Origin of the sequence: Limnohabitans sp. B9-3 (assembly GCF_002778325.1) — a bacterium.
Lineage (GTDB): Bacteria > Pseudomonadota > Gammaproteobacteria > Burkholderiales > Burkholderiaceae_C > Limnohabitans > Limnohabitans kasalickyi.
On the sequence record NZ_NESI01000003.1, the window covers coordinates 455453 to 481129 of the forward strand.

The 25677-nt window shown below is 55.4% G+C and carries 20 protein-coding genes, 3 tRNA genes and 2 pseudogenes; 16 read left to right on the plus strand and 9 right to left on the minus strand.

From position 1 onward, the window contains the following. Window positions 1-19: 19 nt before the first annotated feature. Window positions 20-1390 (minus strand): MmgE/PrpD family protein, encoded by a 1371-nt coding sequence (locus B9Z42_RS07610; protein ID WP_100132725.1) that lies wholly within the window; start codon window positions 1388-1390, stop codon window positions 20-22. A 38-nt stretch (window positions 1391-1428) separates the two neighbouring features. Continuing rightward, the gene (locus B9Z42_RS07615) at window positions 1429-2400 is read right to left on the minus strand and encodes a tripartite tricarboxylate transporter substrate binding protein (RefSeq protein ID WP_100132726.1); all 972 of its coding nucleotides are present in this window, start codon (window positions 2398-2400) and stop codon (window positions 1429-1431) included. Window positions 2401-2653: 253 nt separating this feature from the next. On the opposite strand from B9Z42_RS07615, the gene B9Z42_RS07620 reads away from it, so the two are divergent. The 4 genes from B9Z42_RS07620 to B9Z42_RS07635 all read left to right on the plus strand — a co-directional run bounded on the left by B9Z42_RS07620 (window position 2654) and on the right by B9Z42_RS07635 (window position 5150). Further along, window positions 2654-3028: a polymer-forming cytoskeletal protein gene (locus B9Z42_RS07620; protein ID WP_100132727.1), complete on the plus strand. Its 375-nt coding sequence runs from the start codon at window positions 2654-2656 to the stop codon at window positions 3026-3028. Between the two features lie 21 nt (window positions 3029-3049). After that, window positions 3050-4096 (plus strand): M23 family metallopeptidase, encoded by a 1047-nt coding sequence (locus B9Z42_RS07625; protein ID WP_100132728.1) that lies wholly within the window; start codon window positions 3050-3052, stop codon window positions 4094-4096. A gap of 124 nt (window positions 4097-4220) precedes the next feature. Continuing rightward, window positions 4221-4553 carry a polymer-forming cytoskeletal protein gene (locus tag B9Z42_RS07630; RefSeq protein ID WP_233203559.1) on the plus strand — a complete coding sequence of 111 codons (333 nt, stop codon included), beginning with the start codon at window positions 4221-4223 and terminating at the stop codon, window positions 4551-4553. Between the two features lie 39 nt (window positions 4554-4592). Next, window positions 4593-5150 (plus strand): RodZ family helix-turn-helix domain-containing protein, encoded by a 558-nt coding sequence (locus B9Z42_RS07635; RefSeq protein WP_100132730.1) that lies wholly within the window; start codon window positions 4593-4595, stop codon window positions 5148-5150. An 8-nt stretch (window positions 5151-5158) separates the two neighbouring features. Here the strand turns inward: B9Z42_RS07635 and hemH are convergent, their stop codons facing one another. After that, window positions 5159-6259, minus strand: coding sequence for a ferrochelatase (gene hemH, locus B9Z42_RS07640; RefSeq protein WP_199172001.1), 1101 nt, complete (start codon window positions 6257-6259; stop codon window positions 5159-5161). A gap of 19 nt (window positions 6260-6278) precedes the next feature. Between hemH and B9Z42_RS07645 the strand changes: the two genes are divergently transcribed. Next, entirely contained in the window at window positions 6279-7013 is a 735-nt protein-coding gene (locus B9Z42_RS07645; protein WP_100132731.1) for an HAD family hydrolase, read from the plus strand. On the opposite strand, the gene hpnE is transcribed toward B9Z42_RS07645, so the two are convergent. The 3 genes from hpnE to B9Z42_RS07660 are packed head-to-tail and all read right to left on the minus strand — an operon-like array spanning window position 6954 to window position 10089. Further along, window positions 6954-8324, minus strand: a complete 1371-nt coding sequence (gene hpnE / locus B9Z42_RS07650; protein ID WP_369806858.1) for a hydroxysqualene dehydroxylase HpnE — start codon at window positions 8322-8324, stop codon at window positions 6954-6956. The two genes, B9Z42_RS07645 and hpnE, sit on opposite strands and share 60 nt — an antisense overlap. Window positions 8325-8348: 24 nt before the next feature. Next, a complete protein-coding gene (gene hpnD / locus B9Z42_RS07655) occupies window positions 8349-9188 on the minus strand; it encodes a presqualene diphosphate synthase HpnD (protein ID WP_100132733.1) in 840 nt (279 codons plus the stop codon). A gap of 43 nt (window positions 9189-9231) precedes the next feature. Beyond that, a complete protein-coding gene (locus tag B9Z42_RS07660; protein WP_100132734.1) occupies window positions 9232-10089 on the minus strand; it encodes a squalene/phytoene synthase family protein in 858 nt (285 codons plus the stop codon). Between the two features lie 71 nt (window positions 10090-10160). Between B9Z42_RS07660 and B9Z42_RS07665 the strand changes: the two genes are divergently transcribed. From B9Z42_RS07665 to B9Z42_RS07705, 9 genes are all read left to right on the plus strand, one after another. Beyond that, on the plus strand, window positions 10161-11252 hold the full coding sequence (locus tag B9Z42_RS07665) for an efflux RND transporter periplasmic adaptor subunit (protein ID WP_100132803.1): 1092 nt from the start codon (window positions 10161-10163) through the stop codon (window positions 11250-11252). Window positions 11253-11259: 7 nt separating this feature from the next. After that, window positions 11260-14376, plus strand: coding sequence for an efflux RND transporter permease subunit (locus tag B9Z42_RS07670; RefSeq protein ID WP_100132735.1), 3117 nt, complete (start codon window positions 11260-11262; stop codon window positions 14374-14376). A 54-nt stretch (window positions 14377-14430) separates the two neighbouring features. Then, window positions 14431-14517: transfer RNA gene (locus B9Z42_RS07675), tRNA-Leu, on the plus strand. A gap of 62 nt (window positions 14518-14579) precedes the next feature. Next, window positions 14580-15890 carry a trigger factor gene (gene tig, locus B9Z42_RS07680; protein WP_100132736.1) on the plus strand — a complete coding sequence of 437 codons (1311 nt, stop codon included), beginning with the start codon at window positions 14580-14582 and terminating at the stop codon, window positions 15888-15890. 26 nt (window positions 15891-15916) lie between these two features. After that, window positions 15917-16525 (plus strand): ATP-dependent Clp endopeptidase proteolytic subunit ClpP, encoded by a 609-nt coding sequence (gene clpP / locus B9Z42_RS07685; RefSeq protein ID WP_100132737.1) that lies wholly within the window; start codon window positions 15917-15919, stop codon window positions 16523-16525. Window positions 16526-16556: 31 nt separating this feature from the next. After that, window positions 16557-17822, plus strand: coding sequence for an ATP-dependent Clp protease ATP-binding subunit ClpX (gene clpX, locus B9Z42_RS07690; protein WP_100132738.1), 1266 nt, complete (start codon window positions 16557-16559; stop codon window positions 17820-17822). A gap of 61 nt (window positions 17823-17883) precedes the next feature. Further along, window positions 17884-20298 carry an endopeptidase La gene (gene lon / locus B9Z42_RS07695; protein WP_100132739.1) on the plus strand — a complete coding sequence of 805 codons (2415 nt, stop codon included), beginning with the start codon at window positions 17884-17886 and terminating at the stop codon, window positions 20296-20298. A gap of 67 nt (window positions 20299-20365) precedes the next feature. Beyond that, window positions 20366-20441 (plus strand) — tRNA-Gly (locus tag B9Z42_RS07700). A 46-nt stretch (window positions 20442-20487) separates the two neighbouring features. After that, window positions 20488-20561 (plus strand) — tRNA-Cys (locus B9Z42_RS07705). Between the two features lie 310 nt (window positions 20562-20871). Here the strand turns inward: B9Z42_RS07705 and B9Z42_RS07710 are convergent. Then, the gene (locus B9Z42_RS07710; RefSeq protein ID WP_100132740.1) at window positions 20872-21081 is read right to left on the minus strand and encodes a helix-turn-helix domain-containing protein; all 210 of its coding nucleotides are present in this window, start codon (window positions 21079-21081) and stop codon (window positions 20872-20874) included. Between the two features lie 111 nt (window positions 21082-21192). Between B9Z42_RS07710 and B9Z42_RS07715 the strand changes: the two genes are divergently transcribed. Beyond that, a complete protein-coding gene (locus B9Z42_RS07715) occupies window positions 21193-22977 on the plus strand; it encodes a hypothetical protein (protein ID WP_143474053.1) in 1785 nt (594 codons plus the stop codon). A gap of 585 nt (window positions 22978-23562) precedes the next feature. On the opposite strand, the gene B9Z42_RS07720 is transcribed toward B9Z42_RS07715, so the two are convergent. Together B9Z42_RS07720 and B9Z42_RS07725 are read right to left on the minus strand one after the other, a co-directional pair. Next, window positions 23563-24441 (minus strand): alpha/beta fold hydrolase, encoded by an 879-nt coding sequence (locus tag B9Z42_RS07720; RefSeq protein WP_100132742.1) that lies wholly within the window; start codon window positions 24439-24441, stop codon window positions 23563-23565. Between the two features lie 189 nt (window positions 24442-24630). Then, window positions 24631-25425: pseudogene (locus B9Z42_RS07725) on the minus strand (DctP family TRAP transporter solute-binding subunit); the annotation flags it as partial. Window positions 25426-25510: 85 nt separating this feature from the next. Here B9Z42_RS07725 and B9Z42_RS07730 point away from each other — a divergent pair. Further along, a pseudogene (locus B9Z42_RS07730) lies at window positions 25511-25677 on the plus strand (IS256 family transposase); the annotation flags it as partial.

Consider the following 25677-nt stretch of genomic DNA (forward strand, 5'->3'; position numbering starts at 1 on the left):
GGGCACCGGTTACCGTGCTTTAGGGGGTGGTCAAAGCGGTCAGTTGACGCACATCGCTGGCTTGGCCCAGATGCCAGCAGGCTTGGAGCAGGGCGTTGGTTTGGTCGGCGCCAATGACGGCGTCGCTCATGCCGTGGAATTTGGCTTCCAACGCCGCGTCGCTCATGGGACGGTGCAGCGAGCCAATGGCGTGCTCCACAAACACATGCACCTTGCGACCATCCTTGAGGAAGGCGGTGACGTCGGCGCTTTCTTCGCGCACGTTGTTGTCCACGGTGGCTTGCACTTTGTTGCGCAAGGCCACCACGTCGGCACGGGTGACGATGTGGTCGTCAAACTCTTCTTCGGCAGCGCGGCCAAAAATCAGGCCAGCGGCACAGCCGTGGTAGACGCTGAATTTGCCTTGCAGGCCGTCTTTGGGTTCTTTTTTGCCGGTCAATTCGAGAACGAGTGAATGGACGCGCAATTCAATGCGTTCCACGTCTTCGGCCTTGACGCCTTGTTCTCGCAGTTGCACGCAAGCGTCGATGCTGGGGTGAATCACGATGCCGCAAGCAAAGGGCTTGTAGGTGTTGAAGCTGATTTCAAAGCGTTCACCCAACTCATGGGTGACTTCGTTCCAGTCGTATTTGTCAGACATCACTTGGGCCCAGCCGCGGGGTGCTTCCAAGGCTTTGGGGCTGGCTGTGAAGCCTTGTTTGGCCAGCAAGGCAGACATCAAGCCTGCACGGGCTGCTGCTCCGGGGTGAAAGGGCTTGGTCATGGTGCCGAACTGTTCGCGTAGACCCACGGGCTGCGAGGCGGCAATGCCCAAGGCCATGGCGGTTTGTTCGGTATTGAGTTTGAGTAAGCGCGCGCAGGCAGCGGCCGAGCCCAGCATGCCGGTAGTGCCGGTGATGTGCCAGCCGCGGTCGTAGTGGTTGGGGTACACGGTGTTGCCCATGCGGCAGGCCACGTCAATGCCCAAGACCAAGGCGTCAATCACCTCGCGGCCGGTGGAGCCCAGGTGCTCGGCCAGAGGGAGCAGGGCCGAGGCGACGGGGCCGGCAGGGTGAATGATGGTTTTGAGGTGGGTGTCGTCAAAGTCAAAGGTGTGCGAGGTGATGCCGTTGATCAGTGCGGCGCTGCCCATGTCCACGCGGTCTTTGCGACCGGCGATGCTGGCTTGTTGGGAGGGTTCCAACATTTGCACGGCTGCCAAAGCAGCACGTGCGGCGGCGTGATCAGCGGCGCCCACGGCGCAGCCTAACCAATTCAAAAAGGTGCGGTGTGCTTCGTGATCGACGGCATCACTCCAGCCCTTGGACGGGTGGTTGGCGACAAAGTTGGCCAAGATTTGAGTGACAGGTGGTGCGTTGTGGTCAGCGGCGACGGTGGTGTTGATAGCCATAGCAAGGTTTGTGAAGAAAAAAAGAAAAAAGAAAAAGGTCAGGCGTCTAGCAAAATGCCGCGCTCTTTGGCCAAGGCTGTCCAGCGGGCGATGTCGTTTTTCAGATAGGTGGCAAAAGCTTCGGGCGTCATGGGTGTCAGCTCCACAGCCTCAGCGGAGAGTTTGTCTTTGAAGTCAGGTTGGGCCAGTACTTTAGCCAACGCGTCGTTGAGTTGTTTCACGATGGCCGGTGGCATGTTGGCAGGTCCCACAATGCCATACCACTGTTGCGCATCAAACCCCTTCAAACCCGATTCTTCCAGGGTCGGTGTGTCTTTGAGTAAAGGGTGGCGTTGTGGACCCGTCACCGCCAGCGCTCGGATGCGACCGCCACGCAGGTGCGGCAAGGCGGCAGCCAAGCCCGGAAACATGGCTTGGGTTTGACCCGCCATCAAGTCGGTGAGCGCGGGTGCAATGCCTCGGTAAGGAATGTGGACCATGAACGCGCCAGTTTGTAATTTGAACAACTCCGCCGTCATGTGCGTGAGCGATCCAGCACCCGCAGAGCCATAAGACATTTTTCCTGGGTTTTTGCGTGCAAAGTCCAAAAAGCTTTTCACATCTTGGATGGGTAGGTTTGAGTTCACACAGAGCACGTTGGGCGTGCTGCCCACCATGCCAATGGGGGTGAAGTCTTTCACGGCGTCGTAGGGAAGTTTGCGCGTGGCGGGTGCCGTGCCGTGCGTCGCCACATAGCCCTGCATGAGGGTGTAACCATCGGGTGCAGCGCGCGTGGTGGTTTGCGATGCGATGACGCCACCGCCACCGCTGAGGTTGTCGACGACCATGGTTTGACCCAGCACACGACCCAAACGCTCGCACACTGCGCGACCGATCATGTCAGAACCACCGCCAGCTGCCACCGGGACAATGAAACGAATGGGTTTGCTCGGATAGCTACTTTGCGCGACAGCCATTTCTGAAAGGCCAAAGCCCAAGGATGCGCTTAGTAAAAGTGTTCGTCTTTTCATGGGCGGAGTGTGAGGCCTGGCGGCGCTCAAGAAAATGAACCAAGTACTGAAGGTGACAGGTACGGGATTTTTCGGGGAAGTTTAGGGGCCATTCCGAATGGGTACATGTGTCCGTAAGTTTTATTTAAACTTTAATAAATTGCCATATTTGATTGATATTTGGGGGATTTTTTAACTACAACTTTTCAATAATAAAATTGACAGTATGTAGGTTTTGATAGTTTGTTTGCTAAAATTTTTTCAAGGAGTTCATATGTCAAATCAAACTGATTCGCTTGAGAGTGTTGTTATCGGTGACGGCGTGGTCGTCAGAGGCACATTTACCGTGCCTTCCAAAGCCATCGTTAACGGTGTCATTGAGGGTGATTTAACAGCAGAAGAAGTGCTGATCGGCCCTACTGGCAAAATCACAGGCCGTGTTTCAGCCAAAGTGATTGATGTTCGTGGACAACTCCACAACACCATCATCAGCGAGAAAAGCCTGATCGTTCGTTCGACTGGCAAGATCGCTGGCAAAGTTCAATATTCAGAAATTGAAATTGAAAAGGGCGGCGAAATTGAAGGCACGTTGAGCCAAGGCGCCGACGGCCCTGCACTTCAAGTTGGTGCGCCCGGTACTGTCGCCTAACTGTACACGGCCCACTTTTCGATGTTTTTAAGTCGACTGCTCTCGAACGCGGTGTTGTTGCCTGGCTTAGTCAAGCAGGGATGGACGCGTCAATATGAAGACGCCCGCATCATCTTGGAGCAAAACGGTGATCTGCATTACCTGAACATCAGTGCGCGCCTTCAGCGCCTGTTTGTTCGAGGTGGCATCGTGACGGCTGGTGTTTTGTTGTTCATGGTCATGGCCTTGGCGGTGACCAGCGTGAACCTGATGTGGAGTCGCTCTAAGTTAGAACGATCCCACGAGGAGGTTTACCGTGCGTTGCTGAGCAGTGCGTCAGAGAATGGTGAGGTGGGCGATAACCTCTCCATGAACGACGAACAAATGGTGGCCTTGGCGCAAACCATTCGTGACCGTGACATCAGCATTCGCCGCTTCGTCGACACATCGATGGTTGCGGTGTCCCAAGAAAACTCGTCGATGAAGTCTCAGTTGGAGTCTTCCGGCCTGACGGAGAAAATTGTCAAAATCATCCAACAAAATGCTGCCAATGGTGGCTTTAATTTGGATGACGACGTCAAAGGCAATCCTTTGCTGCGCGGCAAAGTTGCGGATGAGCTTTCTACCAACCGTTCATTGCGCGAGGTGCTGTATGCCTTGCCCAGTGCCATGCCGGTTCCCAATGCCAGCATTGCCTCGGACTTTGGCATTCGACGCCACCCGATTTCAGGCCAAACACATTTCCATACGGGGCTGGATTTGATCAGCCAAACAGGGGACGAGAAAGTACATCCCGTCAAGCCTGGTGTGGTGGTATTGGCGCAGTTTCACGCGCAGTACGGCAACATGGTGGTGCTGCGCCACACCAATGGCGTGGAGTCTCTTTACGCGCACTTGGCCAACATTGCTGTTAAGTTAGGTGACAAAGTCACTGCCGAGTCAGTCTTGGGCAACATTGGCAGCACAGGCTCATCGTCGACTGGCAAGCATTTGCATTTGGAAATCTTGATTGGCGGTTATCCCGTTAATCCACAAAAAGTCATCAGAACGGCCCAATATGTTCAGCAAATCCAAAACAAACAGCCCTAACGTTTCGGACGAGGGTGTATCAACGCCCGACATGCAAGAGCCTGGTTTCGTCGAAATACCACAGGTCTTAACTTCTCCCACACCCGCAGTCAACAACGCTGCACTAACCCAGCGAAATAGCATGATGGACATGATCACAACCAACACCAGCAAACCTTCTATTTTGAGCGAGGGGTTTTCATTTCGCGGTGAAATCATCGCCAAAGGAGCGATCCATGTGGAAGGTGCTTTGAACGGTCAGATTCAGGTCGATGAATTGACGATTGGTGCCCGCGGTCAAGTCGAGGGCGTGGTCACCTGCAGCAGTTTGCACATCAAGGGCAAGTTTTCAGGTACGGCCACGTGTAATGAGCTGATCGTGACCTCGTCCGCTTCGGTTGATGGCCATGTGGTTTATCAAACCTTGTCGGTTCAAAAAGGCGCTTCGATCAAAGGTGATCTGCTCCTGGTTAAGTGAGCGACCTCCTGTCGGTTTTTCTAGTCTGATGATGTTGTGATGAACGAGCCTGATTCGCCCATCAACGGCAGTTTGTTGCGCCTGCAGCGTGAAACCCGTGGCTGGACCTTGAGTGACATGGCCCACCGCTCTTGTTTGTCCCTCAAGCAAGTTCAGCAACTCGAAGAGGGCGGTTTAGAGTCGTTTTACAGCGAAGCGGTCAAATTGACTGCCGCGAAAAAAGTAGCTTCTTTGCTGGGTTTGTCTGCATCGCAAGCGGTGCGTCAGCCCGCATCATCTTTGGCCAATTCGGTTGACCCGCTGGCAAAGCCTCAACCCTCGGCTTCAAATTCTGATGAAGATGGAAATGCGGTTGCGGATGTAAGTGCGCCATCTGTTTCCCCTGTACCGCCTAAATCAGGTCGCACATCCTTGTGGGTGATGGTCGGTTTGTTTGCCGCGGCCTTGTTGCTTGCAGCTTGGATAAATCCAAGGACTGAGCCGGCTACGTCTGACGTAGAACCCCCACCCCTTCAGACGCTGCCTGCAGAGGCCTCAGAGCCAGCCAGTTCAATGGCGGTTGTGGCCTCTGAGGCGATCGAGCCGGCGTCGCGTTGACGCCAGCTTCAGTCTTTAGATCCCAACGCCAGGGCAGCTGAGCGCGAGGCTGCCAAATCCAGCGTGTCTGGTGCTTGCATCGACCAGCCGCCCATGTGCGCCACACACAGTGCATGCATGCCTTGAACCCAGCTGGGTGAATCATTCAAGCAAGGGATGTAGCGAAACACCTCGCCACCCGCATGCAAATAGGCCTCTTGCGCCTCTTGTGCGATCTCTTCCAACGTCTCGAGGCAATCGCTGGTAAACCCTGGACAAATCAGATCCACGCGCTTCACGCCTTGCTCTGCCAAAGCCACCAAGGTGGGCTCGGTGTAGGGCTCCAACCACTTGGCTTTGCCAAAGCGCGATTGGAAGGTGACCATGTATTGGGACTTGGTCAACCCCAGAGACTCACCCAACAAGCGCGCGGTTTTGTAGCACTCGCAGTGGTAGGGGTCACCCAAGTGCAAGGTGCGCTCTGGCACCCCATGAAAACTCATCACCAAGCGATCTGCTTGGCCGTGTTCAGCCCAGTGGGCGCGCACACGCTCGGCCAAAGCTGCGATGTAGCCTGGGTGGTCGTGGTAGTGGTTGATGAAGCGAAACTCAGGGAGCAAACGCGTGCGCAGGCCCCACCTGTAAATGGCATCGAACACACTGGCTGTGGTGGTGCCCGAATATTGCGGATAGGCTGGCAGGATCAGAATACGAGTGAAGCCCTCTGCCTTCAACGCATCAAGCTGTGAGGCGATGGAGGGGTTGGCGTAACTCATGGCATAACGCACAGTCACGGCTTGCCCAGCTGCATCAAATACCGTTTGCAAGGCTTGCGCTTGTTGCACGGTGTGTACCTTCAAGGGCGAGCCTTCAGGGGTCCAGATCGTGGCGTACTTGGCGGCGGATTTGGCGGGACGTAAACGCAAAATGATGCCATGCAGAATGGCCATCCAAATCCAGCGCGGGATCTCGACCACCCGCGAATCGCCCAAAAATTCAGCCAAATAGCGTCGCACGGCGGGAGCTGTGGGCGCATCGGGCGTGCCTAAATTACACAAGAGCACAGCGGTGCGTGGCGTTTGACCGTGAGAGAAAGAAGGTTCTTTGGCGAAAGCAGGTTTGATCAGCATGATGTATTCTCGCCGACCTATGCTTCACCTCTCCAAAATTCGTGCCATTACGTTGGACCTTGACGACACTTTGTGGCCCATCATGCCCGTGATTGTTCGCGCCGAGATTGCTTTGCAAGAATGGTTGCAAGCGCATGCCCCGCAAACTGCCAGCCTGTGCGCCTTGCCTGACACCAAACGCAGCATGCGTCTGCAAGTCGAACAACGCTTTCCTGAGTTCGGCCACGATTTGAGTTTTTTGCGCCGTGAATCGATTCGTGCCAGCTTGGTGGCCGCAGGTGATGCGCCTGAGTTGGCCGAGGCGGCGTTCGATGTGTTTTTTGCGGCACGCAATGCGGTGTCGCTTTATCCCGGTGTGACGCAGGCGCTGAGCAAGCTGGCAGCCCGTTACCCCTTGGTGGCCTTGTCCAATGGCAACGCCGATGTGTTTCGCACCGAGGCCGCCCCGCACTTTCAGTCCGCCGTCAGCGCCCAAGCTTTTGGGGTGGCCAAGCCCGATGTGCGCATTTTTCACGCCACAGCGGCGCAACTCAACTTAGAGCCCGACGCCATTTTGCATGTCGGAGACGACGCCGTGGCCGATGCCTTTGGGGCTTTGAATGCGGGCATGCAGGCTGTGTGGATCAATGCCGACGGTCACGTTTGGGATGAAAAAATCAGCGCCCACCCGCACTACAACCCTGAAGCAGCCCGATTAGCGCAACCGCTCACCGTGCGGCATTTGTCCGAGTTGTGTGACCACCTCTTGGCCTGAGCGCACTGCACCTTCTAGGGTGGAGGGATAGGGGCCGGCTACGTAATCGCCACAGGCCCATAGCTGTGGCGCAATGAAAGCGCTGGGGCGTTGCAGCTTTGGCGTGCACGCCAATGTGGCCCGTTTTTCCACCACGGTTTGAACCACGCTGAGGCGGCTCAGTCCCAGTTGCTGCTGCACTTGTTGCAGCACTTGGGCGGCCAAGGTCTCGCGCGTGCCCACACTGGCGCTGACCACGCAGGCCAGCAAGCCGGGTTGATGCATCAAGGCGCTGCGGTCAAAGATGAATTGCGCGGGGCCTGCATTCATCGCCCCGCCATCAGTGACCATCTGCTTGGCTTTATCCGCTGTTTCCCCTTCGCTTTGCAAGGCCACCATGGGCCGTACCAAGCCTTTAAAACCGGGGTCGGCGCAGTGTAGGTAGACGGTGGCAATCGCTTCATGCTTTAAGCCTGCCGCACCTCTGGCCCATGTGGGGTTGATTTCTGCTGTCAGCCGCGCAGCCTCCCATGACGGGCAAGCCAGCACCAGGTGTCGCTGCTCAGACGTATCCGCACCGTCGGCATACAACTTGGCTAGCGTCTCAGTGGTAACGCGATGGCCCACATGCAGCTTGGCCCCACGCGCTTTCAGCCAACGCAGCGCTGGCGCTGGCAGCAGTTCGCTCAAATCAAGGCGAGGCAAGAGCAGATCAGAACTGCCGGCACCGCTGAGCAAAGCATCGTGCAGCACACGCAGAAATACAGCGGCACTGGCACGGCTGATGGGTGTGTTGAGGGCGGACAAGCACAGGGGTTCAATGAGTGTTTGCATCACACGCGCAGGCAAGCGCGACTGGGCGCATAAATCCGCCACCGTGAAGTGGTCCTCGCAGGTAAATCCCGCCCATTGCCATTGCGCACAGGCTTTCAAGAGAAGGGCTTTGTCGTGCAGCGTCCAACCGCTAGCGCGTGTGATGCCAACCAGCACATTCAGGGGGGCGGGCAAGTTAGGTAGCGACAAACCGCTGCCATCTGCAAAGCGAAGATCCAATGGCAGGCGTTCTAAGGCAGCCTCGGGGTTGACGCCAACTTTTCGCATCAAGGCCAAGGTGTCGCTGTAAGCCCCAATCAAGATGTGCTGGCCGTTGTCTAGCGGCATGAGTTCAGCCTGAGCGTCCGTTTGACGGTTGGGCTGCGCACCCAAACTGCGGGCTCGCCCGCCAGGGATGGCAGCGGCTTCATACAGTTCAACCTGCCAACCCTGTTCCACGGCCGAGACCGCAGCAGCCAGTCCAGCCCAACCGGCGCCGACGATGGTGAGGTGTTTCACAGCCAAACCGCGCTGCGCCGTGGTTTAAAAACGGCCCAAGGCTTGCATCTTCCAAGCCAGCCAAAGTTTGCGTAGGGGCGTGAGCGCCACGCGCTGCTTGAGCACAGGGAATTGTTGGGCTTCGATTTCGCGCAGCAAGGTGCGGTAAATGCTGGCCATCATCAAGCCTGGCTTTTGAGTGCGCCAATCGGCGGCGGGCAGCAGCGCCAAGGCTTCGTCATACAAGGTGTGGGCGCGTTGGGCTTGGAATTGCATCAAGGCTTGAAAACGCTCCGAGTCGATGCGGTTGAGTACTTCGTGCGCTTTCACATCGAACTGCTGCAACTCCGACACGGGCAGGTAAATGCGTCCGCGCAGCGCGTCTTCACCCACATCGCGAATGATGTTGGTCAGCTGAAAGGCTTGGCCCAGCTTGTGGGCGTAGGCCGTTGTCGCCGGGTTGGTTTGGCCAAAAATCTTGGCCGACACCTCGCCCACCACGCCCGCGACCAAATGGCAGTAGCGCGTCAAATTGAGGTAATCGAGGTAGCGTGTTTGGGTGAGGTCAAGCTCGCAGCCCTCAATCACCGATTGCAAGGGCGCTTCTTCAATGCCAAATGAGGCGCAACAAGGCATCAGGGCCTGCATGACGGGGTGAGTAGGGTTGCCGGCAAACGCTTGGTGCACCTCGTTGTGCCACCAAGCCAACTTGCTGCTGGCCACGCCTGGGTCGGTGACCTCGTCCACCACGTCGTCGATTTCGCGGCAAAACGCATAAAACGCCGTGATGGCGGCACGCCGCTGGGGCGGCAGGAATAAAAATGCGTAGTAAAAGCTGCTGCCCGACGCGGAGGTTTTTTGCTGAACGTAGTCTTGAGGTGTCATGTCAGATTGAATTATCAATGGTGATGCATCCGCTTGCCGGCGTTCACATGGACCAGCAGCGCCAAGCGATCAACAGCGCGTCGCTTTTGTGCAAACGTGGACGCGGCCAAGTGGTGCCGTTGCCGCCGAGTTGGCGTTGCAGCGCATCGAGTTTGTCCAGAATTCGCAAGCCGCCTTGCACCATCGCGCGCAATTCCCAACCCGCCCGTCCGGGCACACTTTTGACCAAAGGTGCGCCTTGCGCCATGAGGGTTCGGGCAAAAATCAATTCATCAGCGATGGTTTGACCCTCTGGCAGGTAATAGCGTCCGCGTTGCACATCGAGTTGGCGGTCTTGCCAAAAATTGATCAGTTGCAAAGCGCTGCAGATGGCGTCGCTTTGCGTCAGAGCGGTGGCGTCATGCACACCGTACAAATGCAGCATCAAACGACCCACGGGGTTGGCTGAGCGGCGGCAGTAGTCCAGCAGTTCAGTGCGGTCGCGGTAGGTGTGGCCTGCGCGGGTGTACGCCACGTCTTGCTCGAAGGCGTCGAGTAGGTCAAACAGCGGCTGGGCGGGCAGGGCGTGTTGCTGGACAGCCTCATGAAGGGCGTTGAAAACCTGGGGCCAGCGCGCGCTGAATTGGGCGCGGGCTGTCAAGTCAACATTGCCGTGAATCGTTGGGCGAGCACTTGATGGCGTATCCAATCCTGTACCGGCGTCTATGACCAAGCAGGCTCGCAAATCAGCGCGGTACTGCGCCAAGTCGATCAAACGTTGCTCGGGGGTGACATCGCCCTCGTCGGCCAAGTCGTCCGCGGTGCGGGCAAAGTGGTACAGCGCCACGATGGCAGGGCGCAGGCGGGCAGGGCAGAGCCATGATGCAACGGGGAAATTTTCGTAATGCTCAATGGACGACATATGGGCGCTGATTGTGGCGTGCCTCAATCGGCTACATTACTAACCAGTTAGTCATTAGCGAAAAAGCCACCATGTTTCACACCCTTTTCACTCGGGCTCGCGTCCCTGCCGTGCTGCTTTCATTGGCTGTTCTGGCGGCCTGTCAAAAACCGCCTGTGGCGCAAGACCCCATTCGTGCCGTCAAAGTCATGACCGTGGGCGCAACAGCTGACACGGCGGCGTTGGAGTTTTCGGGTGAGGTGCGTGCCCGCGTGGAGTCGAGTTTGGGCTTTCGAGTGGGCGGCAAACTGCTCAGTCGCGCTGCTGAGATTGGCCAACGCGTGCAAGCCGGTCAGCTGCTGGCGCAATTGGACCCCCAAGACTACCGTTTGGCCGCAGACGCCACAGCTGCGCAATTGGTCGCCGCACAAACCAACCGTGACCTGGCGTTAGCCGACCTCAAGCGTTACCAAGACTTGCGCGCACAGGGTTTCATCAGCGCGGCCGAGTTGCAACGACGCGAGGCCGCACTGGCCGCTGCGCAAGCCCAGTGGCAGCAAGCCCAAGCGCAAAACTCGGTGCAGGGGAATCAATCGGGCTACACCCGTTTGGTGGCTGACGGCGCAGGTGTGATTACCTCGGTCGATGCCAATGCGGGTCAAGTGGTGGCAGCCGGTCAGCCCGTGGTGCGTTTGGCTTTGGACGGCGCGCGTGATGTGGTGTTTGCGGTGCCTGACGACAAATTAGCGCTGTTCAAAACAGGCCAAATGCTGACGGTGCGTTTATGGGGCCGTGACAAAACGCTGCAAGCGCAAATTCGCGATGTGGCTGCCAGCGCCGATCCGGTGACGCGTACTTTCTTGGTCAAAGCTGCATTGCCCAGCGGTGCGGATGCCGTGTTGGGTGCCACCGTCACGGTGGTGAAGTCGGCCACATCGAGCGCGGTTGCGGCCACGCTCAAGTTGCCCAGCAGCGCCCTGCGCCTAGAAGGCAATGCCACCTCGGTGTGGGTGCTCGATCCCACTAGCATGACCGTGAAGTCGCAAGCCATTGAAGTCAAAACCGCCGATGGCAACGAGGCCGTGGTGACCTCCGGCCTCAACGCTGGCGATCAGGTGGTGATGTCGGGCGTGCATGTGCTGACCGCAGGCCAAAAAGTGTCGATCTTCGGCGCTGGCAAGTGAGTTGACGATGGACAAGTTCAACCTCTCCAAATGGGCGCTGGATCATCCCGCGCTGACCCGCTACCTGATGGTGGTGTTGATGCTCTTGGGCGTGGCCGCCTACTTTCAATTGGGCCAAGACGAAGATCCGCCGTTCACTTTCCGCGCCATGGTGGTGCGCACGTATTGGCCGGGTGCAACGGCCCAGCAAGTAGCGGAGCAAGTGACCGACAAGCTGGAGCGCACCCTGCAAGAGGTGCCTTACGCCGACAAGATTCGCAGCTACTCCAAGCCTGGCGAGTCACAAATTATTTTTCAAATCAAAGACTCGTCCAAGCCTTCTGATGTGCCCAATGTTTGGTACGCCGTGCGCAAAAAGATTGGCGATATTCGCTACACCTTGCCTCAAGGCGTGCAGGGGCCCTTCTTTAACGACGATTTTGGCGATGTATATGGCGTGATCTATGCCATCGATGCACCGGGCTTCAGCCCTGCCGAGGTGAAGAAATTTGCGGACGATGTGCGTCAGCAATTGCTCTATGTGCCTGACGTGGCCAAAGTCGAGCTGTTTGGCGTTCAAGACGAAAAAATCTTCATCGAAATTCCACAAAAACGATTGGCCCAGATGGGCTTGGATTTGGGTGCGGTCTTGGCGCAAATCGGGCAAGAAAATGCCGTTGAAAACGCAGGCTTCGTGCAAGCGCCGTTGGACAATATCCAGCTTCGTGTGCAAGGTCAGTTTCAAACTGAAGCTCAGCTGCGTGCCATGCCCATTCGCGGCAGCTCGGGCCAGCAGTTCAAGTTGGGCGACATTGCCAGCATCCAGCGTGGCTACGCTGAACCCGCCTCCGTCAAAGTGCACCACCAAGGCAAACCCGTGATCGCTTTGGGCGTGTCAATGGCCAAGGGCGGTGACATCATTGCGCTGGGCAAATCTTTAGAAGCAGCCACGGCGCGCATCGAGAAAACCTTGCCTTTGGGTGTGAGTTTGGTGCAAGTGCAAGACCAGCCCAAAGCCGTGACCAAATCGGTGGGTGAATTTATCGCGGTGCTGATCGAGGCGGTGCTGATTGTGTTGATCGTCAGCTTTGTGGCTTTGGGCTTGCACAAAGGCGGTCGCTTTGGATGGTACGTGGACGTTCGCCCCGGCCTGGTGGTGGCCATCACTATTCCCTTGGTGCTGGCCATGACCTTTTTGGCCATGCAGTATTTGGGCATTGGCCTGCACAAAATTTCGCTGGGCTCGCTCATCATCGCGTTGGGCTTGTTGGTGGACGACGCCATCATTGCGGTGGAGATGATGGTGCGCAAAATGGAAGAGGGCTACGACCGTGTGCGTGCCGCGACGTTTGCCTACGAAGTGACCGCCATGCCCATGCTGACGGGCACGCTGATTACCGCGGCTGGTTTTTTACCCATCGGCATGGCCAAGTCGACCGTGGGTGAGTACACCTACGCCATCTTTGCGGTGACGGTGGCTGCGTTGGTGTTGAGTTGGTGGGTATCGGTCTACTTTGTGCCGTACTTGGGCACCTTGCTGCTCAAGGTCAAGCCGCACGCAGAGAACGGCGATGCGCATGAGCTGTTCGACGGACCGTTTTATGCCACTTTCCGTCGTGCCGTGACCTGGTGTGTGGTGAACCGCTGGAAGGCGATTGCCGCCACCGTGTTGTTGTTTGCGTTGGGCATCGTGGGCATGGGTCGCGTGCAGCAACAGTTTTTCCCAGATTCAAGCCGGCCTGAAATTCTGGTGGATCTGTGGTTCCCTGAAGGCACGTCCCTCAAAGCCAACGAGGCCGTGACCCAAGCCGTCGAGCAACGCATGCTGCAGCAAGAAGGCGTGCAAACCGTGAGCACTTGGATTGGCTCGGGCGTGCCGCGTTTTTACTTGCCGTTAGACCAAGTGTTTCCGCAGACCAACGTGTCGCAGCTGATCGTGGTACCACAAGATTTGAAGCGCCGCGAGTCCTTGCGTTTGGCCTTGCCCGCTTTGCTGGCGCAAGAGTTTCCCGAGGCCCGTGCGCGTGTGAAGTTGTTGCCCAACGGGCCGCCTGTGCCTTATCCCGTTCAGTTTCGTGTGGTCGGTGCTGACCCCAAAGTGTTGCGTGAGCGTGCTGACGAGGTGAAGGTGGTCATGCGCCGCAACCCTGCCACCCGTGGCGTCAACGACAACTGGAACGAGGCCATCAAGGTGGTCAAGTTGCAGGTGGACCAAGCCAAGGCACGCAGCCTGGGCGTGAGCAGCCAGTCCATCGCGCAAGCCATGCGCACCTTGTTTGTGGGCACCACGGTCGAACAATTCCGCGAAGACAACAAGCTGATCGACATTGTGTTGCGTCAGCCTTTGAACGAGCGCGATGCCATCAGCGACCTGGCCAGCGCCTATTTGCCCACGGCCTCGGGCCGCATGATTCCGGCCACCGAGATCGTGCAACCTGTGCTGACATGGGAGCCGGGGGTGATGTGGCGCGAGAAGCGCGAATACGCCATCACCGCGCAGTCTGACATCATCGAAGGTTTGCAAGGCGCCACCGTCACCAGCCAGCTTTATCCTGAGCTTAAAAAGCTGGAAGAGGCATGGGCACAGTCGGCGCAGCCCAACTACCGCATTGAAGTGGCGGGTGCCGTGGAGGAGAGTTCTAAGGGCTCCAGCTCCATCTCGGCGGGTCTGCCCATCATGTTGTTCTTGACGTTCACGTTGTTGATGTTGCAGCTGCACAGTTTCAGCCGCGCGTTGCTGGTGTTCATCACCGGGCCACTGGGCTTGATTGGTGTGGCTGGCGCATTGTTGGTGTTGGATCGCCCGTTTGGTTTTGTGGCTTTGCTCGGTGTGATTGCCTTGATGGGCATGATTCAGCGCAACTCGGTGATCTTGATTGACCAGATTGAGCAAGACCGTGCATCGGGCATTCCAGCATGGGAGGCGATTGTGGAGTCGGCAGTGCGGCGTTTGCGCCCGATTGTTTTGACGGCAGCCGCCGCGGTGCTGGCCATGATCCCGCTCACGCGCAGCGTGTTTTGGGGTCCGATGGCCGTGGCGATCATGGGTGGCTTGATCGTGGCGACTGTTTTAACCTTGCTCGCGCTACCGGCGATGTACGCCGCGTGGTTTAAGGTCGAAAAGCCGTCTAAAATCGCCGATTGACCGATTTCAAACGGGTGGTCTACCAAGGCCACCCGTTGTTGTTTTGAAAAACCCGCGCGGGTGGCGAAATTGGTAGACGCACCAGGTTTAGGTCCTGACGTCCGCAAGGATGTGCGGGTTCGAGTCCCGCCCCGCGCACCACTTGATATTGAAAGCAAGCGGCCTCAAGGCCGCTGCTTAACTGCCAAATTAGGAGAAACCACATGGCTGTGACCGTCGAAACTCTGGAAAAACTGGAACGCAAAATCACGTTGACGCTCCCCGTCAGCGCCATCGCTGCCGAAGTTGATGTGCGTTTGAAGCGTGTGGCACGCCAAGTCAAGATGGACGGTTTCCGTCCAGGCAAAGTGCCGATGAACGTGGTGGCTCAGCGCTACGGCTATTCCACCCAGATGGAAGTCATGAACGACAAGGTCGGCGAGGCTTTTAACTCGGCCATCCAAGAAGCCAAATTGCGCATCGCTGGCCAGCCCCGCATCAACGAAAAAGAAGGCGCACCTGAAGGTGAAATGCACTTCGACGCGATTTTTGAGGTGTACCCCGAGGTGAAGTTGGGTGAGTTGTCTGCTGTGACAGTCGAAAAGATCTCGGCCGAAGTGACAGACGCAGCCATTGACAAAACCATCGACATCCTGCGCAAGCAACGCCGCACATTCGCGCAGCGTCCTGCAGACGGTGCCGCGCAAGAAAGCGACCGTGTGACGATCGACTTCGAAGGCAAGATCGACGGCGAGCCTTTCCAAGGCGGCAAAGCCGAAGACTTCCAGTTCTTGCTCGGCGAAGGCCAGATGCTCAAAGAATTTGAAGATGCCGTGCGCGGCATGAAATCGGGCGAGAGCAAGACGTTCCCCTTGAGCTTCCCCGCTGATTACCACGGCAAAGACGTGGCTGGTAAGCAATCTGATTTCTTGGTGACCTTGAAAAAGGTGGAAGTTGCCAACATGCCCGACGTGACCGACGAGTTGGCCAAGTCTTTGGGCGTGGCTGACGCCACCGTGGCAGGTTTGCGCGCTGACATCAAAAACAACCTCGAGCGCGAAGTGAAATTCCGCCTGCTGGGCCGCAACAAACAAGCCGCTTTGGAAGCTTTGGCTAGCCAAGCCGAACTCGATTTGCCTAACGCCAGTGTGCAAGCCGAACTCGATCGCATGATCGAAGGCGCCCGCGCTGACTTGAAGTCGCGTGGCATCCAAGACGCAGACAAAGCCCCAATCCCTGATGACGTGTTCCGTCCACAAGCTGAAAAGCGCGTTCGCATGGGCTTGGTGGTGGCCGATTTGGTGCGTGCCAACAACTTGCAAGCCACGGCTGAGCAAATCAAAGCACACATCGAAGAGTTGGCATCGAGCTACGAAAAGCCTGCAGACGTGGTGCGTTGGTATTACAGCGACATGAGCCGTTTGGGGGAAGTTGAAGCCGTGGTCATTGAAAACAACGTGACTGACTTCATCTTGTCTCAAGCGAAGGTGACCGACAAAGCGGTCTCGTTCGACGAATTGATGGGCCAATCCTGATCCGTCTTCGGTCAAAAGGAAACAACATGAGCGCACTGGAAACACAAGCCTTGGGCATGGTCCCCATGGTCGTCGAGCAATCGGGCCGCGGTGAGCGGTCTTACGACATCTATTCACGTTTGCTCAAAGAGCGCGTGATCTTCTTGGTGGGCGAGGTCAACGACCAAACGGCCAACTTGGTGGTGGCTCAGTTGTTGTTCTTGGAGAGCGAGAACCCTGACAAGGACATCTCGCTGTACATCAATTCCCCTGGCGGCTCCGTGAGCGCCGGTATGTCGGTGTTCGACACCATGAACTTCATCAAGCCCCATGTGTCCACGCTGTGTATCGGTATGGCCGCCAGCATGGGCGCGTTCTTGCTGGCTGCCGGCGAAAAGGGCAAGCGTTTCTCGCTGCCTAATTCCAAGGTCATGATTCACCAGCCCTTGGGCGGCGCACGTGGTCAAGCCACAGAAATTGAGATTCACGCCCGTGAAATCTTGAAGACGCGTGACCAATTGAACCGCATTTTGGCGGAGCGCACCGGTCAACCACTGGAGAAGATTGAGCGCGACACCGAACGCGATTACTATCTAAGCGCCGACGAGTCCAAAGACTACGGTCTGATCGATCAAGTGATCGCCAAGCGCGCTTAATCGCGTTTTTCTCTCCACTAAATAGACATCCATGGCTGACAAAAAAGGCGCTTCCGGCGAGAAAACGCTCTACTGCACGTTCTGCGGTAAGAGCCAGCACGAGGTCAAGAAACTCATCGCGGGGCCTTCGGTCTTTATTTGCGACGAGTGCATCGACTTGTGCAACGAAATCATCCGTGACGAGTTGCCCAACGCTGATTTGACCAAGGAAGCGGCCGATGCGTTGCCAACGCCAGCCCAAATCAAAGCCAACCTCGACAATTACGTCATTGGCCAAGAACCTGCCAAACGCACCTTGGCCGTGGCTGTGTACAACCACTACAAACGGTTGAAGCACAAAGAAGGGGCCAAGAAAGACGATGTGGAGCTCTCTAAGAGCAACATTTTGTTGATCGGTCCCACCGGTTCAGGCAAAACATTGCTGGCTCAAACCATGGCCCGCATGTTGGACGTGCCTTTTGTGATGGCCGACGCCACCACCCTGACCGAAGCCGGTTATGTGGGGGAAGACGTCGAAAACATCATTCAAAAGCTGCTGCAAAGTTGCAACTACGATGTCGAGCGCGCTCAGCGTGGCATCGTGTACATCGACGAAATTGACAAAATTTCGCGCAAGTCTGACAACCCCTCCATCACGCGAGATGTGTCGGGTGAAGGCGTGCAACAAGCCTTGCTGAAGCTGATCGAAGGCACCATGGCGAGCATTCCTCCCCAAGGCGGCCGCAAGCACCCGAACCAAGACTTTTTGCAAATCGACACGACCAACATTTTGTTCATTTGCGGGGGGGCGTTTGCGGGCTTGGAAAAAGTCATCGAAGGACGCACCGAAGCTTCTGGGATTGGTTTTGGCGCTTCGGTCAAGAGCAAAGAGAGTCGCAGCCTGACCGAAGTGTTTGGCGAAGTGGAGCCGCAGGACATCATCAAATTTGGTTTGATCCCAGAGTTGGTGGGCCGGATGCCGGTGATCGCTGCTCTGGCGGAGTTGACCGAAGATGCGTTGGTGCAAATCTTGACCGAACCCAAAAATGCACTGGTCAAGCAATACGCCAAACTCTTGGCCATGGAAGGCGCTGAGCTCGAGTTCCGTCCGGGTGCCTTGCGTGCGATTGCCAAAAAAGCGCTGATTCGAAAAACAGGTGCGCGCGGCTTACGTTCTATCCTTGAACAATCGCTGATTGACACCATGTTCGAATTACCGAACACCTTGAATGTTGAGAAAGTGGTGGTTGAAGAAGCCACCATTGACGAAAACAAACCCCCTTTGCTCGTGTACCGAGAAGCTGCGAAGTCGGCTTAAACGTTGATTCATCCCGGGGACAGTGCACACCGCCTGTCCCTTTTTAATTGGAAGGCTGACCATGTCTGGACAACCCCCGCTGCCCGCTACCCCCCTCGAACTGCCGTTGTTGCCTTTGCGTGACGTGGTCGTTTTCCCGCACATGGTGATCCCCTTGTTTGTGGGGCGCCCCAAAAGCATCAAGGCCCTAGAAGCTGCGATGGCCGCTGAGCGCCGCATCATGTTGGTGGCTCAAAAAGCAGCCGCCAAAGATGAGCCTGCTGTGGGCGACATGTTTGAAGTTGGCTGTGTGTCGACCATTTTGCAAATGCTCAAGCTGCCCGATGGCACCGTCAAGGTGTTGGTCGAAGGCCAGCAACGTGCCAAAGTGGACGGCATCGAAGATGGGGAGTCGCATTTCACCGCCCACGTCACGCCTATCGAAGTGGTGGCTGTTGAGACCGGCAGTGAGGTGGAAGCCCTGCGCCGTGCCGTGATGCAGCAGTTTGACCAGTACGTCAAACTGAACAAGAAAATTCCGCCTGAAATTTTGACCTCCATCGCCAGCATTGACGATGCAGGCCGTTTGGCCGATACCATCGCAGCGCACCTGCCTTTGAAGCTGGAAAGCAAGCAAGTGGTGCTCGATTTGTCAAACGTGCGCGATCGTTTGAGCAATTTGTTTGAGCAACTGGAGCGCGAGGTTGATATTCTCAACGTCGACAAAAAAATCCGTGGTCGCGTCAAGCGCCAGATGGAAAAAAACCAGCGCGATTTCTACCTGAACGAACAGGTCAAAGCCATCCAAAAAGAGTTGGGCGAAGGCGAAGAGGGCGCGGACATCGAAGAGATCGAGAAGAAGATCAAAGCAGCCCGCATGCCTCAAGAGGCGCGCAAAAAAGCCGACGCCGAGCTGAAAAAACTCAAGCTCATGTCGCCCATGTCTGCCGAAGCGACGGTGGTGCGCAACTACATCGATGTGCTGATTGGCTTGCCTTGGAGCAAGAAAACCAAGATCAAACACGACTTGGGCAACGCCGAAAGCGTGCTCAACGAGGACCATTACGGCTTGGACAAAGTCAAAGACCGCATCTTGGAATACCTCGCGGTGCAGCAACGCGTCGACAAAGTCAAAGCGCCGATTCTGTGTTTGGTCGGCCCTCCTGGGGTTGGTAAAACCTCGCTCGGTCAGTCCATCGCCAAAGCCACCGGCCGTAAATACGTGCGCATGGCCTTGGGCGGTATGCGTGACGAGGCCGATATTCGTGGTCACCGTCGCACCTACATTGGCGCCATGCCCGGCAAGGTGCTGCAAAGCTTGACCAAAGTCGGCACGCGCAACCCCTTGTTCTTGCTCGACGAAATTGACAAGCTGGGTACGGATTTCCGTGGCGATCCTTCCAGCGCCTTGCTCGAAGTGCTCGACCCCGAGCAAAACAACAAGTTTGGTGACCACTACGTGGAAGTCGACTACGACTTGAGCGACGTGATGTTTGTGGCCACCTCGAACTCCATGAATATTCCACCGGCCTTGTTAGACCGTATGGAAGTGATTCGTTTGTCGGGCTACACCGAAGACGAAAAAACGCACATTGCCATGAAGTACTTGCTGCCCAAGCAGCTCAAAAACAATGGCGTGAAAGACGAAGAGTTGGCGGTGGAAGAAGCGGCGGTTCGCGACATCGTGCGCTACTACACCCGTGAAGCGGGTGTGCGTTCGTTGGAACGTGAGTTGTCCAAGATTTGCCGTAAGGTCGTTAAAGCTTTGCTGCTCAAGCAAATGACGGCGCAGGTCAAAGTGACCGCCGATAACTTGGCTGAATTTTTGGGCGTTCGCAAGTACTCCTATGGCCGTGCTGAGGCTGAAAACCAAGTGGGCCAAGTGGTCGGCTTGGCATGGACCGAAGTGGGCGGCGATTTGCTGACCATCGAAGCCGCCATCATGATCGGCAAAGGCACCATCACGCGCACCGGTTCTCTGGGTGATGTGATGAAAGAGTCGGTGGAGGCTGCACGCACAGTTGTGCGCAGCCGTGCACGCCGTTTGGGCATCTCTGATGAGCTACTGGAAAAACGCGACATCCATATCCACGTTCCCGACGGCGCTACGCCGAAAGACGGCCCCAGCGCGGGTGCGGCGATGGCCACAGCGTTGGTGTCTGCACTCACGGGCATTCCGGTGCGTGCAGATGTGGCGATGACCGGGGAAATCACCCTCCGTGGCGAAATCACGGCGATCGGTGGTTTGAAAGAAAAGCTCTTGGCTGCATTGCGTGGTGGCATCAAGACCGTGATGATTCCTGAAGAGAACGTCAAAGACCTGCAAGACATTCCTGAGAATGTCAAAAATGGGTTGGAGATTGTTCCTGTCCGATGGATCGACAAAGTCTTGGAAGTCGCCTTAGAGCGCATGCCTACGCCCTTGCCTGATGACGTGCCAACGGTGGCCGCTGCGGTCACGGACGTTCCTGTCAAAGCAGCGGCCGTCAAACATTGACATTTAATGCCTGAAGTTTTCTGGCGCGCTGATTTCAGTGAAAAAGTGCGCTAGAATAACGGCTTATGCGGGAATAGCTCAGTTGGTAGAGCGCAACCTTGCCAAGGTTGAGGTCGCGAGTTCGAGTCTCGTTTCCCGCTCCAAATTCGACAAGGGAAGCAACAGCTTCCCTTTTTCGTCAAAGTAGATGGCGCGATAGCAAAGCGGTTATGCACCGGATTGCAAATCCGTTTAGCCCAGTTCGACTCTGGGTCGCGCCTCCAGATTTCTTGTTTGAAATCAACAACTTAGCCCCGTAAGGGGCTTTTTGTTTTGTGCTTTGATACTCTGCGTCCTTCGGGGTTAAAGGACAGAAAAAGGACTAGGGTAGGGTACCAGTTCCTGTAATTGAGTCAAGCCGACTGCGTTGCCCTTTATGCCTCGCACCATGAGCGTACTAGCTAGGTGGGGTACCCCCTTCAAAATCACGCCCAAGCAGACCCCACCGTCCCCCCACCAGCCCGTTTTCTATTTGGGTCCCTCCAGCGCAGGGCGACACCATGATCTGCTCAAACGATAAGTAAATTTAAAGAATCAATGCTTGGCTTTTTGAAGCAGGTTAGATGGGCTTATGCCTAGAGCATGTGAGATTTTTGCTAGATTGATGATGGTTAAGTTGTGCTCACCCCGTTCAATGCCGCCCAAGTATGACCGACCCAAATCAGCATCAACAGCCAATGCTTCTTGCGATATCCCTAGTTGAGCTCTTGATACCTTAATCGCCTTGCCCAAGGCGACGAGCATTGCATCACCAGAGTATTTGGGCGGCGGTTTGGCGATGCACGTAAATGTGCAGTTTTGTCGTACTAAGTACCACTGGTTAAAAAACCCAATAGATACATTACAGTTGCCAATATGAAAAAAATCCTCGCTGTCTTTGCTGTGTTTATCTTGGCCTCATGCGGAGGCGGGGGCGGAGGGGGTGGAGGCAGCCCCCCACCGCCAACAGCAATAACCGGGGTGGCAGTAGATGGCTACATTGAAGGTGCCACTGTTTGTCTGGATCTCAATCTGAATCAAGCTTGCGATGCGAGTGAACCCTCAGCCACCACTGCAGCAGGTGGCACCTTTACGCTGAGCATTTCAGGATTAACGACAGCACAAGTTCGTGCAGCGCATATTCTTATTAAAGTTCCCAGTTCTGCAAAGGATTCGGACGACGCTGGGCAGACACTGGCACAAGCAGGTAAAAGTGCATTCACTTTGATGGCACCTACAGGCGCGTTTGTTTCGGAAGATGGAACTTCCATATCTTCGGCAATCGTCAGTCCACTCACAACGCTTGTATCGCACGACATGATTGTGGGCAATGGAAAACCATTGGCTGATGCTCAGACTTCCGTGCGTACGCGGCTTAACTTGCCATCCTCTACGGACCTTCATCAGAACTTCATTGCCAACAACAATACCGCCCTGCACAACCGAGCCATCGCGATTGCCCATCTGATTGGGAAAGCATTCGATGGAGCCAAATTGGTGGGTAGCACCAATGATCGAGAGGCACTGTTTGCCGCGCTGACTTACCTGCAAAATAATGTGTCTGTTGTGCAACGTGTTGTTGATGCCGACAGTTCCAACGCGGCGATTAGAGCCAAGGTAGATGCAGCATTTGTACTCGCTGGCATTGCACCGAACTATGAAAATTTAATCGCCGAAGCTCGTGTCACTACGACTGTGTCTAGCGCAGCTATTTCAACAATACTCAACAATGTGGCTTACGCGGCATCTTGCCTGCTTGAGAGCTCCTGTAGTTATTTCTCGTACATGCGGGTCGCAGGACAGTCAGGACAGTCCGGACAGTCAACTTTTGCGTACTACACACTGACCGGGACTAACTGGGCGAGCATTGTGCCGGGCAGCAATCAGTCATATTTAGGTAGCAATGGCTGGGCAAGCTACCAATACAGTAGCACGGGCACATACACAATTGTGAATCCTAATTTGGCTCTCGCGCAAGGCCCTGCGAATGGGCAAACTTACCTGTCAACAGTAATGCAACTGGACCTCGCAGGCAAAACAGTTGCCGATATTCCTGGGGCATGGTCAAAGGAAAACCTGAAGGCGATCACCTTCCCGGTAGGGTCCATCCTCTATCTACCGCGACTCACTTCAGTGGCAGACTATTACACTCTATCGAGCGATCGACCATTAACCTGCATTCCCTCTGGAAGCTGCAATCAGAATACTTTTGCCTCGATTGATGACTTGATTTCAGCGCACCTAACGGCAGGAACGAGTGGCGTCAGCAATCACCTGAGTTGGCTAGACCTTGATTTAACATTCGATACGCCGAATGCCACAACTACAGGAGGAACCGTAACCCTGTGGAAGAACAGCAGGGTAACCTGCACCAAGCGGATTAACGGTTATAGCTGTCTTGGGTCGGGGCCATCGACGTATTCAAAAATTGGATCAGCACCCTACGAGATTCGCACGGTCAACGGAGAGAGGATCTTGCTGATACTGACGCCATCGAATTGGGATCAAGGTCGAAACCCGATTTATTCAATGCGGGCAGGCGTTATGTACACCGGAAAATTCTCGCCCGCCGGTATGACGGACACATCTTCGTTGTACTTCAACCGTACAGCGATGGATGCGCTTGTCGCAGCATGGGGGAAATCCGCCATTCCAAATTGACAGGATTGCACTCATGGACGAATTTACATTGCGTTCAGCGGTACAACATCTGATGCATTTTTATCCTCCTGATTCCAGCGCACAAAAAGATTAGCAGGCCAAGCAGTTATTACAACCACCTGGTCCCTCCATAGTTCATTACGCTGCCTTAGCTTCCAATCTATGGCATTCACCCAAACCAGTAGACAAGGGATTAAGTTTGACCTAGAGTGAGGAGGGGGTTTTGCTGATCTATTTTTGCCACTTCCCAGCACTTCACAATGCACCTAAGCGGTTAGCCAAAACTCAAGTGCTAATAAAAAATTGTCGATTACACGTTTTATTACACGGTCAAAAATAACCGCGTAACCTATTGATTTATATAGACAAATCTAGGCGTATTTACGTTGCAAATCCGTTTAGCCCAGTTCGACTCTGGGTCGCGCCTCCATCAAACTAAAGCAACTGCTTCACGGTAGTTGCTTTTTTTTGCCTGTACAGTTTCTACGACTCCCTAGGGTACGAGTGGCATAACGTAAATGGTTCGATGGTGCCCGCATAATTTCCTACGCACTTTCAACTTTCCGCACCTGCTTTTCCTATCTATTACCTCTCGCGCCCTTGCTCTAGGAATACCAGCATTTTTTCGGCAAAGTCCTGCGGGTACTCAAAGTAGGGCAGCGCGCCGGAGTCGAATATCGTGAATTGCCAATTGGCGTGTGTTGCAAAGCGTGCTTTGCCTCGGTAGTCGACAAAATCACCGCGCACGCCGTGGCTCATCCAGATCGGCAGGCGCAGTTGGTCATAGATCGTGGTGATGTCAGCGCTGAACATCTGCGCTGACAAAAAGCACAGGGGTGCGTGCTCTGCGCCGTGTTGTTTCGTGGTCCACACGGCATAGTCGTACATCGTTTCATCAATGGCGCGCGAACCCCAGGTCTTGTTCAGAAAATAACGAATCACGCCTGGTCGGGTGAGGCCTTTGAACAGTGCGCGTCCCCAACCGGGGCCTTTCAACAGCGCCAATAACCAGTCTTGGCCGTAGGTACTGCCCGGGGGCCCCTGACGGAGCCGCAAGCCGCTCAAGCCGGTAGGGCTAACCAGCGACAAGGTTCTGAACGTCGCCGGCTGTTCAACCGCCGCGCGTGCCAAAAACTCACACGACAGAGATGCTGCGAGGGCGTCTATAGCCTGTTCTGGGTGTTGCGTGCGGATGTAGGCAGCCAAGTCCAGGATCGCATCGGTCATCAGGCGGGGCGTGTACAGGCGGTCGCTGCGCTCGGAGGTCCCGTAGCCGGGCAAGTCAATGGCGTAGACCGTGCGGTGCTGACCCATGCGCTCAAAAACAGTCCTCACCTCGGCCGCGCTGGCAGAAGCGTTCACCGTATGCACCAGCAGCAGGGGCCTGCCTTGTCCCGTGACGTACGCGCTCAGGCCCCCAGTCTTACTGGGAATGGTGTGCAGGAGGCCGTTGAGTGCTTGCATGGGTTTAATTCGAGACACGTGTTCTTTAAGTATTGGCAAGTCGCTGATCGTAGTTCTATTTAGCTTCGGGGAAATGCCAGTTTGAACTGAAAGGTCTGTGGATAAGCGGGCGTAGGGGGTTTGATTTACCCGTTAAAAAGCCAAGGTAACTTGCGCTACCTTGGCTTCTGTCATTTAAAAAATAAAAGTTTAAAGTTTTGAAACGCGTTCGAGTTCGCTCTTGAATAGTTTGACCACGGTTGGATCATAGGCAGCAGAAAACTTGTCGTGCACTGCTTTGACTTCGGATCGCATACGCGCCTGTTCTGATGCCGAGATTTCATTGAACATCATGCCCTTGGCTTTAAGTTCAGAGACGGCTTTGCTGGAGACCTCGCGGCTGGCAACACGTTGGTAATTTTGTGCTTCAGTCGCCGCATCTTGCAAAAGTTTTTGCTCTGTGGGTGACAGCTTTTCCCAGAAACGTTTGCTGATTTGAACGTGGTTCGTTGCATAAACGTGGTTCGTTTCGCTGACGTACTTGTTTACTTCATAGAACTTGTTCGACAGAATCACAGCGTAGGGATTCTCCTGGCCGTCTACAGCTTTGTTTTCGAGTGCGCCATACAACTCGGCGAATGGCATAGGCACTGGATTCGCTTTGAATGTCTTGAAGGTTTCAACGAACACCGGATTTGGAATGACTCGCAATTTGAGTCCTTCTAGATCCTCACCCCGAGTGATAGGGCGCTTGCTGTTTGTCACGTTGCGGAAACCCAAGTCAAAGTAGCCCAATACAACAATACCTTTGTCGTTCAGTCGGCTGTTGAGCATCTTGCCGAGTGGGCCGTCCACCATTGAATCTGCTTGTCGAGGGTTACTGAAGAGGAATGGAAAATCGAGCATTCCAAATTCCTTGACAACACCTGCCAGAGAGGTGGTCGAGGCCACCAGCATTTCTTGTACCCCCCCCATCAATGCGGATTGCTGCTGCAATTCGTTGCCGAGTTGACTGCTGGCAGGGCGTGTCCTAGATTTTGTGTAAACGGTCTAATGGCAGGAAACTGCCTTCATCTTCAAAGGAAGAGAAATGACCGTAAGCAACGAACTCATAGACCGCCTGTTGGCGGATTACAAAAAACCTGAAGACCTCATCGGAGAAAACGGGCTTCTCAAACAATTGACCAAACGCTTGGTCGAGCGAGCCCTCCAAGCCGAGATGGCTGAGCACCTCGGGCACGGCAAGAACGAACCCGT

Bases quoted from the DNA above. Each gene is read 5' to 3' on its own strand.
- B9Z42_RS07610 (WP_100132725.1), bottom strand. From the start codon at position 1,390: ATGGCTATCAACACCACCGTCGCCGCTGACCACAACGCACCACCTGTC.
- B9Z42_RS07615 (WP_100132726.1), bottom strand. From the start codon at position 2,400: ATGAAAAGACGAACACTTTTACTAAGCGCATCCTTGGGCTTTGGCCTT.
- B9Z42_RS07620 (WP_100132727.1), top strand. From the start codon at position 2,654: ATGTCAAATCAAACTGATTCGCTTGAGAGTGTTGTTATCGGTGACGGC.
- B9Z42_RS07625 (WP_100132728.1), top strand. From the start codon at position 3,050: ATGTTTTTAAGTCGACTGCTCTCGAACGCGGTGTTGTTGCCTGGCTTA.
- B9Z42_RS07630 (WP_233203559.1), top strand. From the start codon at position 4,221: ATGGACATGATCACAACCAACACCAGCAAACCTTCTATTTTGAGCGAG.
- B9Z42_RS07635 (WP_100132730.1), top strand. From the start codon at position 4,593: ATGAACGAGCCTGATTCGCCCATCAACGGCAGTTTGTTGCGCCTGCAG.
- hemH (WP_199172001.1), bottom strand. From the start codon at position 6,259: ATGCTGATCAAACCTGCTTTCGCCAAAGAACCTTCTTTCTCTCACGGT.
- B9Z42_RS07645 (WP_100132731.1), top strand. From the start codon at position 6,279: ATGCTTCACCTCTCCAAAATTCGTGCCATTACGTTGGACCTTGACGAC.
- hpnD (WP_100132733.1), bottom strand. From the start codon at position 9,188: ATGACACCTCAAGACTACGTTCAGCAAAAAACCTCCGCGTCGGGCAGC.
- B9Z42_RS07660 (WP_100132734.1), bottom strand. From the start codon at position 10,089: ATGTCGTCCATTGAGCATTACGAAAATTTCCCCGTTGCATCATGGCTC.
- B9Z42_RS07665 (WP_100132803.1), top strand. From the start codon at position 10,161: ATGTTTCACACCCTTTTCACTCGGGCTCGCGTCCCTGCCGTGCTGCTT.
- B9Z42_RS07670 (WP_100132735.1), top strand. From the start codon at position 11,260: ATGGACAAGTTCAACCTCTCCAAATGGGCGCTGGATCATCCCGCGCTG.
- tig (WP_100132736.1), top strand. From the start codon at position 14,580: ATGGCTGTGACCGTCGAAACTCTGGAAAAACTGGAACGCAAAATCACG.
- clpP (WP_100132737.1), top strand. From the start codon at position 15,917: ATGAGCGCACTGGAAACACAAGCCTTGGGCATGGTCCCCATGGTCGTC.
- clpX (WP_100132738.1), top strand. From the start codon at position 16,557: ATGGCTGACAAAAAAGGCGCTTCCGGCGAGAAAACGCTCTACTGCACG.
- lon (WP_100132739.1), top strand. From the start codon at position 17,884: ATGTCTGGACAACCCCCGCTGCCCGCTACCCCCCTCGAACTGCCGTTG.
- B9Z42_RS07710 (WP_100132740.1), bottom strand. From the start codon at position 21,081: ATGCTCGTCGCCTTGGGCAAGGCGATTAAGGTATCAAGAGCTCAACTA.
- B9Z42_RS07715 (WP_143474053.1), top strand. From the start codon at position 21,193: ATGAAAAAAATCCTCGCTGTCTTTGCTGTGTTTATCTTGGCCTCATGC.
- B9Z42_RS07720 (WP_100132742.1), bottom strand. From the start codon at position 24,441: ATGCAAGCACTCAACGGCCTCCTGCACACCATTCCCAGTAAGACTGGG.